Source organism: Bradyrhizobium sp. WSM471, assembly GCF_000244915.1.
GTDB lineage: Bacteria > Pseudomonadota > Alphaproteobacteria > Rhizobiales > Xanthobacteraceae > Bradyrhizobium.
Map to the genome: position 1 here is coordinate 1,100,462 of NZ_CM001442.1, position 15,261 is coordinate 1,115,722.

The window sequence follows — 15,261 nt, forward strand, 5'->3', positions numbered from 1 at the left end:
GATCAGCCATGACAAGAACGAAACGGTTCATTGCTGCACTTATTGCGCTCGGCTTGGCCGCCGCGCCACTTGCTGTAAACGCACAAACATCGGGGACGGGTACACCAAGCAGCACGAGCGGACGCACCGGAGCGCCGGTACAGCAAGGGACTATTGGAAGTTCCGGGCAGACTGTCGGGACCGTGACAGCGCCGTCGGTCGGAACGTCGAACCAGCCCTCCGTCGGCGTAACGAACTCAGTCCCCACCTGGAACAACACGAATCCCCGACCGAAGTAGCCGCGATCGGCTGACTTACGCTGCCGGCGCGCGCTCCTTGCGCCCCGGCACCGCCGCGAGCAGTTCGCGCGTATAGGGATGTTCGGGCGCGGCGAACAGCTGCGCCGTCGGCTTCAACTCGACGATGACGCCGCGCTGCATCACGGCGATGCGGTCGCAGATTTGCGCCGCAACGCGTAGATCGTGGGTGATGAATAGCATCGAGAGGCCGAGGCGGGCCTTGAGGTCTTCGAGGAGCCTCAGGACCTGCGCCTGCACGGAGACGTCGAGCGCGGAGACGGCCTCGTCCGCGACGATGATCTCGGGCTCAAGCGCGAGCGCGCGCGCAATGCCGATGCGCTGGCGCTGGCCGCCGGAGAATTCATGCGGATAGCGCTCGAGCGCGCCGGCATCGAGGCCGACCATCTTGAGGAGATCGCGGGCGCGGTCGAACGCGACTTTCGGATCGGTGCCGGCCGCGATCGGGCCGTCGGCGATGATATGACCGACCTTGCGGCGCGGATTGAGCGAAGCGAACGGATCCTGGAAGATCATCTGGATGCGATGGCGCTCGGCGCGTAGCGCCTTGCCAGCGAGCTTTGTGAGATCGGTCTCGCCGATCCGAACGGTGCCGCGGTCGGCCTCGATCAGCCGCATCACGAGGCGGGCCACCGACGATTTGCCGGAACCGGATTCGCCGACCAGGCCGAGCGTCTCGCCCTTGAGAATCGTGAAGTTGACTTCGCGCGCGGCATCGACGCGGCGGTCCTCGCGAAACCAGCCGCCCGAGGTGACGTAGGTCTTGTCCAGTCCGATCACCTCGACCGCCTTGGCCTGGTCGTCGAGGGGGGCGCGGGCGGGCGGGTCCATCGAGGGCACGGCGGCGAGCAGCGCCTTGGTGTAGTCGTGCTGCGGCGCGTTGAAGACCGCCGAGGCGGGGCCTTCCTCGGCCACCTTGCCATGGCGCAACACGACGACCTGGTCGGCGATGTCGGCGACGACGCCGAAATCATGGGTGATGAACATCACCGCCATGTTGCGATTGCGCTGGAGGTTGCGGATCAGTTTGAGGATCTGCGCCTGCGTGGTGACGTCGAGCGCGGTGGTCGGCTCGTCCGCGACCAGCACCGCCGGTTCGAGCGCGAGCGCCATCGCGATCATGGCGCGCTGGCGCTGGCCGCCGGAGAGCTGGTGCGGATAGGCGCGCACGATGCGCTCGGGGTCGGGCAGGCCGACCTCGCGCGCCAGCGACAGCGCCTTGGCGCGCCGCTCCTTCGGCGTGAGCAGGCCGTGCGCCTCGAACATCTCCGCCATCTGGTCGCCGATCCGCATCAACGGATTGAGCGCGGTCATCGGCTCCTGGAAGATCATCGCCAGCCGTCGGCCGCGCAGATCGCGCCAGCCGTCGTCATCGAGTTTGAGCAGGTCGCGGCCTTCGAACTGGATCTCGCCGGAGGTGACGGTGACCGTGTCAGGCAACAGGCCCATCAGCGCATGCGCGCACATCGATTTGCCGGAGCCGGATTCGCCGACGACGCAGACGATCTTGCCGGGCCGCAGATCGAGCGAGACGCCGTCGACCGCGAATGGCCGTTCCGCGCCTTTGGGCAATGCGATCCGCAGATTCTTGATGGAGACGGCGGGCGGTGCGGTCATGATCAGCGGCCCTCCCGCGACAGGCGCGGATTGAGCGCGTCGTTGAGGCCTTCGCCGATCAAATTGAGCCCGAGCACCGAAATCAGGATCGCGACACCAGGAAACACGGTGATCCACCAAGCCTGGCGGATCACGGTGCGGCCGGCGCCGACCATGTAGCCCCAGGAGATCAGATTGGGATCGCCGAGGCCGAGGAATGCCAGCGAGGATTCCAGCAGGATCGCGGTCGCTACCATCAGCGAGGCCAGCACGATCACCGGCGACAACGTGTTCGGCAGGATTTCGCGCAGGATGATCCAGGTGTTGCTCTGGCCCGTGACGACGGCGGCCTGCACATACTCCCGCGTGCGCAGCGACAGCACCTCGCCGCGGACGAGGCGCGCGACCGGCGGCCAGCTTACCAGCGCGATCGAGGCGACGATCGAATAGATCGAGGGCTGCAGGATCGCGACCAGCACGATCGCGAGCGCAAAGCTCGGAATGGTCTGGAAGAACTCGGTGAAGCGCATCAGGGCGTCGTCGACCCTACCCCCGAAATAGCCGGCCATGGCGCCGATGGGAACGCCGACGACCAGCGCCACCAGGGTGGAGACCATGCCGACGAGCAGCGAGACGCGTGCGCCAAAGATCATGCCGGCGAACACGTCGCGACCGAGTGCGTCGGTGCCGAGCGGCACGGTCGCGAGCGTGAACGGCGGCAGGAACGGCCGCTGCACCATGCGCCAGGGCGAGTTCGGGAACAGCATCGGACCGAACAAGGCGACCGAGATCGCAAGGAGCAGGATGATGAGCCCAATGACGCCGCTCGGGCTCCTCAGCATCGATTTCCAGAACTGTTTCATGTGGTGAATTCGATGCGCGGGTCGACCAGCCGATAGACCAGATCGGTGATGAGGTTGAAGATCAGCACCATGGCGGAGCAGATCACGAAGACGCCGAGCAGCAGATTGTAGTCGCGCTGCAGCAGGGCGTCGTACATCAGGCGCCCGATGCCGGGCCAGGCGAACACGGTCTCGGTGATGACGGCGCCGCCGATCAGGGTGCCGGAGTGGACGCCGGCGAGCGTCACGACGGGCAGCAGCGCATTGCGCAGCACATGACGGCGCTGGATCACGGCGTCGGACAGACCCTTCGCGCGCGCCGTCTTGACGAAGTCGAGACGCTTCACCTCCAGCATCGAGGCGCGCGTCATGCGGGTGTAGGTCGCCATGAAGAACAGGCCGAGCGTCATTGCCGGCATGACCAGGTGCCTTGCGACGTCGACCACATGGGCAGGGCCGGTGAGATTGGCTCCGACCGTCTCGTAGCCGAAGCTCGGCAGCCAATCGACAGTGACCGAGAACAGCAGGATGCCCATCAGCGCCACCCAGAAAATAGGCATGGCGTAGAAGATCAGCGCGAAGATCGTGATGGCGGTATCGAGCCAGGTCCCCGCGAAGCGCGCCGCGAATGTGCCGAACAGGATGCCGAGCACCAGTGAGATGGCGAACGCCGTCAGCGTGAGCAGAAGCGTCGCCGGCAGCCGTTCCAGGATCAGCTTCGCGACCGGCGCCTGCTGGCGGAAGGAGAAGCCGAGGTCGAGCGTCACGACGCCCTTGACGTAGACGAAGAGCTGCTCGGGCAGCGGCTTGTCGAGGCCGAACTTCTCCCTGAGCTGCTGGACGAAGATCTGGTCGCTGGCGCCGGCCTCGCCCGCCATCACGACCGCGGGATCGCCGGGCGCGAGCCGGATCAGGAAGAAATTGAGGACGACGATCGCAAGCAGGACGATCACGCCCTTCACGACACGCTGAGCGACGAAGGAGAGCATTGTTAGGTGGCGATCAAATCAGGTTGAACGCAGCGGCAGTTGCGGTGCGCCCCCTCTCCCGCTTGCGGGAGAGGGTAGGGGAGAGGGTATTTCCGCAGAGGGATTGCCAAGTGGAGAGAACCCTCACCCGCTACGCTCGAAGAGCGTAGCGACCTCTCCCGCACGCGGGAGAGGTAAGGGGAGCTTGGAACGCCCGTCATTACTTGTCGAGCCATGCGTCCTTGAAGCCGTCATTGACCCCGATCCCGGTGGTGATCAGGTTCTTGACCTTGCAGCGCATGATGGTCGGGAATTGCAGCTCGAGCATCCAGGCCACAGGCACGTCCTCGACCAGGATCTTCTGCGCCTTCTCGTAGATCTCCTTGCGCTTGGAGTCGGGCGTCGCCACCGCGCCGTCGGCGAACAGCTTGTCGATCTCCGGGTTGGAGTAACCCTCGACGTTGTTGAACACCTGGCCCTTGGCGATGGCGCTGGAGACGTAGTTGCGGCCGACGCCGAGTGCGGGATCGCCGTACTGGTAGAGATAGGTGAAGGCGATGTCGTAGTCCCAGTCGCCGATCTTCTGGTTGCCGCCGGCGACATCGGTGGCGATGGTCTCGATGTTCATGCCGACGTCCTGGAGGTTCTGCTTCACGGCTTCACCCCAGCGCTGCCAGGTCTCGCCATAGGCGAGCGGCAGAAGACGGATCTTCTCGCCCTTGTAGCCGGCTTCCTTCAGCAGCGCCTTGGCCTTGGCCGGATCGTACGGATATTTCGGCACGTCGCTGGTATAGTATTTGATGGTCGAGGCCGACGGGCCGGTCGCGACCTTGCCGAGCCCGTTCCAGATCACGTCCTTGGCGAAGTCGCGGTCGATCGCAAACATGACCGCCTGCCGCACCCGCTTGTCGGCGAGCGGACCCTGGCGGTTGTTGAGCCACAGCCAGGCCAGCGGCGAGAAGAACTCCCAGCCGGCGCCGGTGACGCAGGTGTCCTTCAGCTTGGACAGCCGCGGCACGTCGAAATTCTCGACCGAGCCGCCGGGCAGCACGTCGACCTTGCCGGTCTCATATGCCACCGAGCGCGCCGCGGCATCGGGAATGATCTGCCAGTAGATCTCGTCGAGATAGGGCTTGCCCTTCTCGTAATAGTTCGGGTTCTTGACCAGGCGGATGAAGGAGCCCTTCTGCCATTCCTTGAACATGAAGGGGCCGGTGCCGACAGGGGCGTTGTTGTAGGGATTGGTCTTCCAGTCGGTGCCCTCATAGAGATGCTTCGGCACCATCGGCATCGAGCCGACCTCGAAGATGCCGAGGAACGGACCGAACGGCTGCTTCAGCGTGAACACCACCGTGTAGTCGTCGGGAGCCTCGACCTTGTCGACCTGCGCGAGGTTGTTGCGGGCGCGCGCATGCGTCTGTTTCAGCATCTCGAGCGAGAACAGCACGTCGGCGGCGGTGAAGGGCTTGCCGTCATGCCAGGTCACGCCCTTCCTGAGCTTGAACGTATAGGTTTTTGCGTCCTCGCTGACGCTCCAGCTCTCGGCGAGCTCCGGCTGGGGTTCGAGCTTGGGGCTGTAGCGAAGCAGGCCCTCGAAAATGTTGCCCGAGACCATCTGCACCGGGCCGTTCTGGACCATCGCCAGCATCAGGCCGGGCGGCTCGGGCTGAATCACGGCGTTGATCGCTCCACCCGCTTTCGGCTCTTGCGCCAGCGCCGGGGCCGCGAGGCCGCAAGCCAGGAGGACACCAAGCAACACTCGTTTTGACATGTCGTATCTTTCTCAAGCGAGACCAGCGCAATCGCTTCGCACGTCGTGGCGCGTAAAGCTACGGCCGGCCCATCCCAGTCCCCATCCGGGATCGAGGCTCACACGGTCTCATTCGGCGCCGCAAGATGAAAGTCTCGACAATGTTCGCACAAAAAATGTACAGCGCGTCCTGTTATGGCGTTTGACGGCCAAACCGGCGCCGCCGCGCCGCGCGGCTTCAGGAGGGCCGCAGCACCCGTTGCAACTCGGCAAGCGCATCCGCGAGTTGCTCCCGGTGCGCGATGTCGTCCTTGGGGATGGCCGCGACACTGCCCGCGAGCTCGCGCAGGATCCCGGCGAGCAAGCCGAAATTGAGGTGCAGGTGCACCGATTTGCGTTCGTCCGCCGTGCCCGGTTGCTGCAGCACCAGCGCAACGCCGCTGCCGTCGAGTCGTGCCTCGAACCGCGATGAATGCCCGAACGTGCCGACATAGAATTTGTCGGGATATTCGAGCGCGATCTCTGCCTTGTCGGGAACCGGCTTGGACATGTGAGCCTCATTGATGTCAGGCTATTCTGGCCGGGAATAAACCTGGCCACCTTGCGATAGGTCAGAGGCGGGCTCGCTCCCGATTTGATTCGGATCAAAGCCGGGCTGCGGCTTCTGCGATCTGATGGCAGGACGCATGAACTTTCCGCGTGCCCGGTCAACCGCGAGTGCATCGGCAATGAACGTCCGTTCCACCATTCCCGAAGCCGATTCAGGCGATATCAACATCTCTCTCGCGGACGAGGCGTCGGCACGTTGCGCGCAATTGCTCGGCGATGCCGGCCTCAGGCTGACGCGCCACCGCCTGGCGCTCGGCCAAATGCTGTTTCTCCGCCCTCATCGTCATGTGACAGCGGAGGGGCTTTATGAAGAAGCGACGGCCGCCAATCTGCGGCTGTCGCTTGCGACCGTCTACAACACGCTGAACCAGTTCACCGAAGCCGGCCTGTTGCGCCGGATCGCAGCCGACGGCATCAAGTCGTTCTTCGACACCGACACGTCCGTGCATCCGCATTTCTACCTCGAAGGCGAGGATGTGCTGGTCGACGTCACCGACGGCCTGACCTTCACCAGGATCCCCGAAGCGCTCCCGGGTCACGAGATCGCGCGACTCGACGTTGTCGTCCATCTGCGGCGGAAGCGCGACCTAGACCCGGCATGACGATCGTCTAGCGCAAGCCGGCCCGCCGGAATCCTTCCAGATAGTGCTCGCGGTCGGCCTCGTTGGCCCATGGCAATTGCGTCGAAATCCAGTGCAGCGAGATGTTGGGCTGGGTGCGGCGGAGCTCGCCCAGCGCCATCTCCGCAAGCACGCCGTCGCCGGTCATGCCGGCAGAAACCGCGAGCACGCGGTAGGCGCCGGTGAGGTCCCCGCGGTGGCGGATCGCCTCCCGCGCAAGCGCGATGGCCTCGCCATAGCGCCGCTCGGTGAAGCGGGCATAGCCGGCGATGCCGTGATAGATCGCCAGGGATGGATCTCGTGGCGAGAGCCGCATTGCCTTCTGCGCTGCCTCGAATGAATCCTTCGGTCGCCCGGCATAGGACAGCGCCAGCGCGTAATAGCCCTGCGCCAGCGAGAAGTTCGGATTGAGCGCGAGCGCCTGCTCGAACTCGGACAGTGCGTCCGCAAGCCTTCGCGTCGAGAAGTAGACGCTGCCGAGCGCGGCGTGCGCCCAGGCGTCCTCGTGGTCGCAGCGCACCGCGGCGAGCGCGGCGGCTTCCGCCACCGGCGCCACCACGGCAAGCTCGGCCCAGCCGAGATGCACGCCGAACATGTGGTTCGCCGCGAGCACCGACAGCGCCTGGCCGTAATTCGGATCGATCCCGATCGCGCGTTCGAGCAGCGCCTGCGCGGCCTCGTGATCCTGCCGCGTCACGCGCCAGTAATGCGACAGCGCCCGCATCAGGAGATCCCAGGCATCCAGGCTCGCGGGGGGCTTGCGATGGGCGCGAAAACTTTCCGCCGCATGAATCTGCGGCTCGATCGCCGCGGCGATCGCGTTGGTGATTTCGTCCTGCACGGCGAACACGTCGACCAGCTCGCGGTCGTAGCGCTCGGCCCAGAGATGGCTGCCGGTTGTGGCGTCGTTGAGCTGCGCCGTGATGCGCACCCGGTTGTCCGACTTGCGCACGCTGCCTTCGACGACGTAGCGGACGCCGAGTTCCTCGGCGATCTGCCGGATGTGGACCGCGCGCCCCTTGTAGGTAAAGGACGAGTTGCGGGCGATCACCATGAACCAGCGCTGCTTCGACAGCGCGGTGAGGATGTCCTCGCTGATGCCGTCGCCGAAATAGTCCTGTGCGGGATCGCCGCTCATGTTCTCGAAAGCGAGCACCGCGACCGCCGGACGGTCCGCCAGGGCGCGCGGCAGGGCAGCGACGGGTTGCGCGGGCGCCGTCGCGGCTGCCGCTTCTTCCCGGACTTCGCCGACGAAACGAAAGCCTTTCCGCGGAATGGTCTTGATCAGCCGCTGGCTCGCACCGTCGTCGCCGAGCGCCTTGCGGGCGGCGTTGATCCGGCTGTTCAGGGCGGAATCCGAGATGATCCGATCGCTCCAGATCTGGCTGATCAGGTCATCCTTGCTGACCACACGGGTGCGCTGCGCCACCAGATAGAGCAGGAGATCGAACACCTGCGGCTGCAACGGCACGGTGGCTCCGCTGCAGGTGAGTTCCCGCAGGTCGCCGTCGAGCACGTTGTTTTCAAAGCAAAATCGCACGTTTTTGTCGTCTCAAGCAAAAATCAAAGTCGTCTCAGGCGAAAATCAACCGTCCGCGAAAGTCTTGGGACCTCCGGTGCGGCATGGTGCAGCGACCAATGAAGTGCCGGCGTTTTGGCACAACGGAGCTGTTTATGACCCAAATTGATCATCAGGTTCATCCCATCGGCCCGGTTGCGGGCTCACGCATTTTCAAGTTCATCGCCTTTCTGTACGGAATTGCGGCGTATCTCGTGTTTTTCGTCACCATTCTCTACGCCATCGGCTTCGTCATGGGGCTGGTGGTGCCGAAGACCATCGACACCGGGACCGACACGCCCGTGGCCGAGGCCGTCATCATCAATCTGCTCCTGATGGCCCTGTTTGCGGTCCAGCACAGCGTGATGGCGCGGCGGCAATTCAAGGCCTGGTGGACGCAGTACGTCCCCAAGCCGGTCGAGCGCAGCACCTATGTGCTGTTTGCGAGCCTGTCATTGCTCCTCCTGTTCTGGCAGTGGCGCCCGCTGCCCACGGTCATATGGGAGGTCGCGAACCCGGATCTTGCTGTGACGATCGTCACGCTGTCGCTGGTAGGCTGGGTCCTGGTGTTTACCTCGACCTTCATCATCAATCATTTCGAGCTGTTCGGATTGCATCAGGTGACCAATCATCTCGTCGGCAAGGAAGCGTCGCCGCCGCGATTCAAGACGCCGCTGCTCTACAAATTCGTCCGTCATCCGATCTATCTCGGCTTCATCATCGCGTTCTGGGCGGCGCCGGTCATGACCGCGGGCCATCTGCTGTTCGCCGCCGTGACCACGCTCTACATCTTCGTTGGCATCGCGCTGGAGGAGCACGATCTCATCGATCTCTTCGGCGACGAGTACCGGCAGTACAAACAACGGGTGTCGATGCTTATTCCCTGGCGCAAGTCGGTATAGCTTGCGCGTCTTTCCGTCGCGTCCGCCGAAAGGAGGATGCGCGGCGGCGCCGAGGCGCGTATCGGAACTTGCCGGACGCAACCTTCAACGCTTCTCGGGGTGATCCCCTCACCCCGACGTTACCTGCGCGAGCGAAGCTCGTCGCGACCCCGCATTCGTTTTGCCGAGTTATCGGCAAACAGGAGCGGGGAGAGGAATCTAAACAATCATCAACGGAGACGACCTAATGAAACATGTTGGAAACTGCTTCTGTGGCGCGATCACGATCGAGGTCACAGGCGCGCCGGAAGCGATGGGCTATTGCCATTGCAGCTCGTGCCGCTCGTGGTCGGGCGGTCCGGTGAACGCCTTCAGTCTGTGGAAGCCCGAGGCCGTGCGCATCACCGAAGGTGCTCAGAATGTCGAGACCTTTGCGAAGACGCCGCTCAGCCAGCGCAAATATTGCAAGAAGTGCGGCGGTCATCTCATGACCAACCATCCGCCGCTCGGCCTGGTCGACGTCTTCACTGCCACCATCCCCACGCTCGCGTTTGCGCCCGGCGTCCACGTCAATTACGCCGAGACGGTGCTGCCGATGCGCGACGGCCTGCCCAAGCTCAAGGATTTCCCGGCCGAGTTCGGCGGCAGCGGCGAGATGATGCAGGAGTAGCGGCGCCCTTCTCCTCTCCCTGCAAGCGGGGAGAGGAGAAATTAGCTACCTCATCCCCGCGCGCCGCAATCCTTCGAGGTAATGCTCGCGATCCTCGTCCCGCAGCATCGGCAGCTCACGCGTGATCCAGGCGAGCGAGATGCCGGGCTGGGCGCGGCGCAAGCCTTCCAGGGCGGAAGCCGCGCGCGCGGGATCCCCTGACATTCCGGCAGCGGCCGTCAGCACCCGATGCGCGCCGACGAAATCGGCGCGCTGCCGCATCGACTCGCGCGCCATCTGTGCGGCGCCTTCGTAATCGCGGCCGATGAACCGGGCATAGGCCGCGACGCCGCAATAGATTGCTGCGAGCGGGTCGCGCGGGCTCAGCCGCAGCGCGCGGCGCGCCGCGACATCGCCGTTCTGCCATCGTCCGGCGTAGCACAGCGTCACGCCGTAGAAGGCGTGCGCCATCGCAAAGTTCGGATTGAGGTTCAGCGCCAGCTCGAATTCCGCCAGTGCGTCGTCGAAGCGGCGGCGGAATAGATAAGTGTATGCCAGGCCGTGATGGGCCCAGGCATCCTCACGATCGGCCTCCACCGCCGCGAGCGCGGCGCGCTCGGCCACCGGCACGGTCGCGGCCATGTCGGACCAGCCCATATGCGCGCCGAAGATGTGGCTGGTCGCGAGCAGGCCGAGCGCCTTGCCATAGGCGGGATCGAGCGCGACGGCCTTTTCGAGCAATCCTTGCGCGGCGGCATTGTCCTCGCGGGTGATGCGCCAGTAATGCGACAATGCACGCATCACGAGGTCCCAGGCATCCAGGCTTCCCGGCGGCTTCTGCTGGGCGCGAAAACTCTCGGCGGTATAGAGCTGCGGCTCGATCGCGGCGACGATCGCCTCGGTGATCTCGTCCTGCACCGCGAAGATGTCGGCGAGCTCGCGGTCGTATCGTTCGGCCCAGAGATGGCTGCCGGTCGAGACGTCGTTGAGCTGCGCGGAGATGCGCACGCGATCGCCACTCCGCCGCACACTGCCTTCGAGCACGTAGCGCACGCCGAGCTCGCGCGCGACCTCGTGCATGTGCACGGCGCGGCCTTTGTAGACGAAGGAGGAGTTGCGCGCGATGACGAAGAACCAGCGCAGCTTCGACAGCGCGGTGATGATGTCCTCGCTGATCCCGTCGGAGAAATAATCCTGCTCGAGGTCGCCGCTCATGTTGGTGAAGGGCAGCACCGCGATCGCCGGCCGGTCCGGTAGCTGCAGAGAGGCCTGCAGAAGCTTCGCTCCGAAATCGGATTCCGGCGCGGTTGCCCCCCGCTTGGTCTCGACGTCGCCGACGAAACGAAAACCCTTGCGTGAGATGGTGCGGATCAGTGCCTGGCTCGCGCCGGTGTCGCCGACCGCCTTGCGTGCCGCATTGATCCGGCTGGTCAGGGTGGATTCGGAGACGCTGCGCCCGTGCCAGATCTTGTCGATGAGCTCGTCCTTGCTGACCACCCGATCGCGGTTCTCCATGAGGTGGACGACGAGATCGAAGACCTGCGGCTCCACGGCAACGGGAACCTGCTCGCGGCTCAGCTCGCGCAAGTCGGTATCGAGCAGGTGATCCCGGAACAGAAACTGCACGGCGAAAACTCAGACCTCAAGGCAATATCGGGCAATGATGAAAGCAAACGGATTTCGGCTGATCTCTGTGAGTGCGCCGGAGGGCCTGTCCGGTTCACCACGATCGAGTGATGGCAGGCATGCGATTTATGGGGAGGAATGCAGCCCGGGTAAGAACATGACGGGGCGACAGTTGGGACGTCTGAAAACCTGACGAATAGTGAATGTCCATTGCCGAACAGTTCCGTGTGCGTAAGCTGCCCTCGCACAAAACACCAACCACGAAGAAACGCCCATGCCCGCTTTTCATGCCTCGACCACCGTGCTGGATTCCATGTTGTTCCGCGATGCCTTCGGCACGCCGCAGATGCGGGAGGTGTTTTCCGATATCGCGACGGTCGCGCGCTATGCCGAGGTCGAGGTGGCCCTGGCGAAGGCGGAAGCGAAGTGCGGGGTGATTCCGCAGGATGCCGCCGATCAGATCGCGGCGCGGACCGACGCTGCCGCGCTGGATTTCGACCTGTTGCGGCAGGAGACCGATGTCGTCGGCTATCCGATCCTGCCGCTCGTGCATCAGATAGTGAAGCAATGCGGCGATGCCGGCCGCTATGTGCATTGGGGCGCGACCACGCAGGACATCATGGACACCGCCGTGGTGCTGCAACTGCGCGCCGGGCTCGAGATCGTCGAACAGGACATCGCCGCGCTGCGCACAATCCTCGCCGACCTCTCGAAGCGCTACCGTGACACGCCGATGGCGGGCCGCACCCATCTCCAGCAGGCGCTGCCGGTCACCTTCGGCTACAAGACAGCGATCTGGCTCGCGATGTTCGACCGCCATGCCGAGCGGATCCGTGAATTGAAGCCGCGCGTCCTGGTCGGCCAGTTCGCCGGCGCCGCCGGCACGCTGGCCTCCCTCGGCGACAAGGGGTTCGAGGTGCAGGAAGCGCTCTGCGCCGAACTGAAGCTTGGCGTTCCCGCCTCGACCTGGCATGTCGCACGCGACGGTTTTGCCGAGGCCGTGAATTTCCTGGCGCTTGTCACCGGCTCGCTCGGCAAGATCGCGCTCGACATCATGATCATGGCCTCGACCGAATTCGCCGAGGTCTACGAGCCCTTCGTCAAGGGACGCGGTGCTTCCTCGACCATGCCTCAGAAGCGCAACCCGATCTCCTCGGAACTGATGCTCGCCGCGTCGAAGGCGGTGCGCCAGCACGCCGGCCTCATGCTGGATGCCATGGTGCAGGATTTCGAGCGCGCCACCGGGCCCTGGCACGCCGAATGGATGGCGATCCCAGAGAGTTTCGTGCTGACCGCCGGCGCGTTGCATCAGGCGAAGTTCGCGCTCGCCGGCCTCATCGTGGATGAAAGCAAGATGAACGAGAATCTCGCCGTCAGCCGCGGTCTGATCGTGGCCGAAGCCGTCATGATGGGGCTCGCGCCTGAGATCGGGCGGCAGGAGGCCCATGACGTGGTCTACGACGCCTGCCGGCTCGCCAATGAGAACGGCCTGACACTGGCGGACGCGCTGTCGTCCGATTCCCGCGTCTCTGTCAGAATCGACCGTGCCACGATCGAGGCGCTGACATCACCGAAAAATTACCTCGGCCTTGCTCCCGCCATGGTCGACCGGGTGCTGAAATCGGCAACACGTTGAAAACCAAAATGCGCGAAACTGCGTATATTTGGGGTGTTGCAAGGCACTCGCGCACTTGTGTCTCGCGATGCTAGACTTAAATTGAGCAAGAGACGTTCGGCAGAGGACCCGGCATGACTGATCAACGCATCACCTCCACTCCCATCGATCCCGTGAAGCTCGACCGGCTGGCCGAGGTGGCGGTGAAGGTGGGCCTGGGCTTGCGGCCGGGCCAGGATCTGCTCTTGACGGCACCTGCGATCGCGTTGCCGCTGGTGCGGCGGATTGCCGTGCATGCCTACAAGGCCGGCGCCGGCATCGTGACGCCCATTCTCTCCGACGAAGAGATGACGCTGGCGCGCTATCGCCACGGCCACGACGACAGCTTCGATCGCGCCGCCAACTGGCTCTATGAGGGCATGGCCAAGGCGTTCTCGAACAACACCGCCCGTCTCGCCATCGTCGGCGACAATCCGATGCTGCTCTCGGGCGAAGATGCTTCCAAGGTCGCGCGCGCCAGCAAGGCGAATTCCATGGCCTATCAGCCCGCGCTGGAAAAGATCGTCAATTTCGACATCAACTGGAACATCATTGCCTATCCGAGCCCGTCCTGGGCGAAGCAAGTCTTTCCGAACGATCCTGAAGAGGTTGCGATCGGCAAGCTGGCGGACGCGATCTTCGCGGCGTCCCGCGTCGATCGCGACGACGCACCGGCCAATTGGGCGAGCCACAACGCGGTGCTGCGCGAGCGCACCAACTGGCTCAACGGCCAGCGTTTCCGCGCGCTCCAGTACTCGGGACCGGGCACCGACCTCACGATCGGCCTCGCCGACGGCCATGAATGGGAGGGCGGTGCCTCGCTGTCCAAGAACGGCATCAGCTGCAACGCCAATATCCCGACCGAAGAGGTCTTCACCACGCCGCATTGCCGGCGCGTCTACGGCCATGTCGTGAGCTCGAAGCCGCTGTCCTACCAGGGCACGCTGATCGACAACATCGCGGTGCGTTTCGAGGACGGCAGGATCGTGGACGCGAAGGCTTCGCGCGGCGAGGAGGTGCTCAACAAGGTGCTGGACACCGACGAGGGCGCGCGGCGTCTCGGCGAAGTGGCGCTGGTGCCGCATTCCTCGCCGATCTCGCAGAGCGGGCTGTTGTTCTACAACACGCTGTTCGACGAGAACGCGGCCTCGCACATCGCGCTTGGCCAGTGCTATTCGAAGTGCTTCGTCAACGGCGCCCAGCTCACGCCGCAGCAGATCGCGGCGCAAGGCGGCAATCAGAGCCTGATCCATATCGACTGGATGATCGGCTCGGCCGAGACCGACATCGACGGCATTCTGGCCGACGGCAGCAAAGTGCCGGTGTTTCGCAAGGGCGAATGGGCGAAGTAGTGCGTCTTGCTGTCCATCCTTCGAGACGCCCGCGCTGGCGGGCTCCTCAGGATGAGGTCTTGATTCGTTGCGACATCTTGGATCCTCATGGTGAGAAGCGCCGGTTACGGCGCGTCTCGAACCATGCAGGCCGAGCAAGGATCCTCAAGGCACCTCTTACGCCGCCGCATTGCGCAGCATCGGGCTGTTGTCGATGCTGAAGCGGTTGAACAGCGTCGTGAACGGGCTGCCGTCGGTAGCCCGCACGATGGTGTCGGAGGCCGCCACCGCGTCGTAGAGCGCACCGACCGGATCATTCGCCTCGGGCAGGTCGAGACTCCCGCGGATTTGCTCGCGGGCCTCGTTGACGTCGTCCTCGTCGTCGAGTGCGGCCTCCAGCGCGTCCGCCGCCCGCCGCATCTCATGGAGGTCACCGCCGGCGGAAAATTTGAGGATGTCGAGCCAATAGGGGCGCGCCACAACGAGCTGGGCGAAAGCCTCGAAACTCTCCGCGATGATTCCCGCGCGGCCTTCCGACGAAACGTAGAGCACGTTCTGAGAGGGCAGCAGCACGAGCGCGCCGCCGGAGCCGTCACTGCCGATCTGCCGGGGGCTTTCGATGCCGTCGACGGTGAACCAGGGCTCCTCGTCGGTTGCGAAGGAGACATCAAGGCTGCCGAGCCAGGCCACGACCTCGCCTTCAGCTGCGAGAACCTCCGGGGTGAGGGGCATCGGCATTGGCTCCTTTCAGTAGCTTCGCGCACTTTGTCGCACCCCGGAAAAGAAGGGTTCATGTGCACGAAATTGCAGGGGAATCGCGACGTTAACCGTTTCGCGTCTGCAACTTGCGGCTGATTGTCGGGCCCCGCGTAAGAAAGAAT

General features: G+C 64.3%; 14 protein-coding genes. 6 read left to right on the top strand and 8 right to left on the bottom strand.

Going from position 1 to position 15,261, the window contains the following annotated elements:
* Window positions 1-8: 8 nt before the first annotated feature.
* On the top strand, window positions 9-278 hold the full coding sequence (locus BRA471DRAFT_RS39340) for a hypothetical protein (protein WP_007605118.1): 270 nt from the start codon (window positions 9-11) through the stop codon (window positions 276-278).
* 15 nt (window positions 279-293) lie between these two features.
* Here BRA471DRAFT_RS39340 and BRA471DRAFT_RS05115 read toward each other — a convergent pair whose 3' ends face one another.
* The 5 genes from BRA471DRAFT_RS05115 to BRA471DRAFT_RS05135 all read right to left on the bottom strand — a co-directional run bounded on the left by BRA471DRAFT_RS05115 (window position 294) and on the right by BRA471DRAFT_RS05135 (window position 6,002).
* Window positions 294-1,913 (bottom strand): ABC transporter ATP-binding protein, encoded by a 1,620-nt coding sequence (locus BRA471DRAFT_RS05115; RefSeq protein WP_007605119.1) that lies wholly within the window; start codon window positions 1,911-1,913, stop codon window positions 294-296.
* Between the two features lie 2 nt (window positions 1,914-1,915).
* On the bottom strand, window positions 1,916-2,755 hold the full coding sequence (locus tag BRA471DRAFT_RS05120; protein ID WP_018458168.1) for an ABC transporter permease: 840 nt from the start codon (window positions 2,753-2,755) through the stop codon (window positions 1,916-1,918).
* Entirely contained in the window at window positions 2,752-3,723 is a 972-nt protein-coding gene (locus tag BRA471DRAFT_RS05125) for an ABC transporter permease (RefSeq protein WP_007605120.1), read from the bottom strand. The genes BRA471DRAFT_RS05120 and BRA471DRAFT_RS05125 overlap by 4 nt, the downstream gene beginning before the upstream one ends.
* A 199-nt stretch (window positions 3,724-3,922) precedes the next feature.
* A complete protein-coding gene (locus BRA471DRAFT_RS05130; protein WP_007605122.1) occupies window positions 3,923-5,473 on the bottom strand; it encodes an ABC transporter substrate-binding protein in 1,551 nt (516 codons plus the stop codon).
* Window positions 5,474-5,690: 217 nt separating this feature from the next.
* Entirely contained in the window at window positions 5,691-6,002 is a 312-nt protein-coding gene (locus BRA471DRAFT_RS05135) for a hypothetical protein (RefSeq protein ID WP_007605124.1), read from the bottom strand.
* A gap of 178 nt (window positions 6,003-6,180) precedes the next feature.
* Here BRA471DRAFT_RS05135 and irr point away from each other — a divergent pair, with 178 nt between their 5' ends.
* Complete coding sequence (irr, locus tag BRA471DRAFT_RS05140; protein ID WP_007605130.1) at window positions 6,181-6,663, top strand: Fur family transcriptional regulator Irr; 483 nt, start codon at window positions 6,181-6,183, stop codon at window positions 6,661-6,663.
* Window positions 6,664-6,670: 7 nt separating this feature from the next.
* Here irr and BRA471DRAFT_RS05145 read toward each other — a convergent pair whose 3' ends face one another.
* The gene (locus BRA471DRAFT_RS05145; RefSeq protein WP_007605131.1) at window positions 6,671-8,221 is read right to left on the bottom strand and encodes a winged helix-turn-helix domain-containing tetratricopeptide repeat protein; all 1,551 of its coding nucleotides are present in this window, start codon (window positions 8,219-8,221) and stop codon (window positions 6,671-6,673) included.
* A 134-nt stretch (window positions 8,222-8,355) separates the two neighbouring features.
* Here BRA471DRAFT_RS05145 and mddA point away from each other — a divergent pair, with 134 nt between their 5' ends.
* Window positions 8,356-9,141 (top strand): methanethiol S-methyltransferase, encoded by a 786-nt coding sequence (gene mddA / locus BRA471DRAFT_RS05150; protein ID WP_007605132.1) that lies wholly within the window; start codon window positions 8,356-8,358, stop codon window positions 9,139-9,141.
* Between the two features lie 226 nt (window positions 9,142-9,367).
* Window positions 9,368-9,790: a GFA family protein gene (locus tag BRA471DRAFT_RS05155; protein ID WP_007605133.1), complete on the top strand. Its 423-nt coding sequence runs from the start codon at window positions 9,368-9,370 to the stop codon at window positions 9,788-9,790.
* A 45-nt stretch (window positions 9,791-9,835) separates the two neighbouring features.
* Here the strand turns inward: BRA471DRAFT_RS05155 and BRA471DRAFT_RS05160 are convergent, their stop codons facing one another.
* Entirely contained in the window at window positions 9,836-11,395 is a 1,560-nt protein-coding gene (locus BRA471DRAFT_RS05160; RefSeq protein WP_007605134.1) for a winged helix-turn-helix domain-containing protein, read from the bottom strand.
* A gap of 274 nt (window positions 11,396-11,669) precedes the next feature.
* Here BRA471DRAFT_RS05160 and pcaB point away from each other — a divergent pair, with 274 nt between their 5' ends.
* On the top strand, window positions 11,670-13,031 hold the full coding sequence (gene pcaB / locus BRA471DRAFT_RS05165; RefSeq protein WP_007605135.1) for a 3-carboxy-cis,cis-muconate cycloisomerase: 1,362 nt from the start codon (window positions 11,670-11,672) through the stop codon (window positions 13,029-13,031).
* A gap of 113 nt (window positions 13,032-13,144) precedes the next feature.
* Window positions 13,145-14,401 carry an aminopeptidase gene (locus tag BRA471DRAFT_RS05170; RefSeq protein ID WP_007605136.1) on the top strand — a complete coding sequence of 419 codons (1,257 nt, stop codon included), beginning with the start codon at window positions 13,145-13,147 and terminating at the stop codon, window positions 14,399-14,401.
* A gap of 156 nt (window positions 14,402-14,557) precedes the next feature.
* On the opposite strand, the gene BRA471DRAFT_RS05175 is transcribed toward BRA471DRAFT_RS05170, so the two are convergent.
* Window positions 14,558-15,112 (bottom strand): hypothetical protein, encoded by a 555-nt coding sequence (locus BRA471DRAFT_RS05175; RefSeq protein ID WP_007605137.1) that lies wholly within the window; start codon window positions 15,110-15,112, stop codon window positions 14,558-14,560.
* Window positions 15,113-15,261 lie beyond the last annotated feature (149 nt).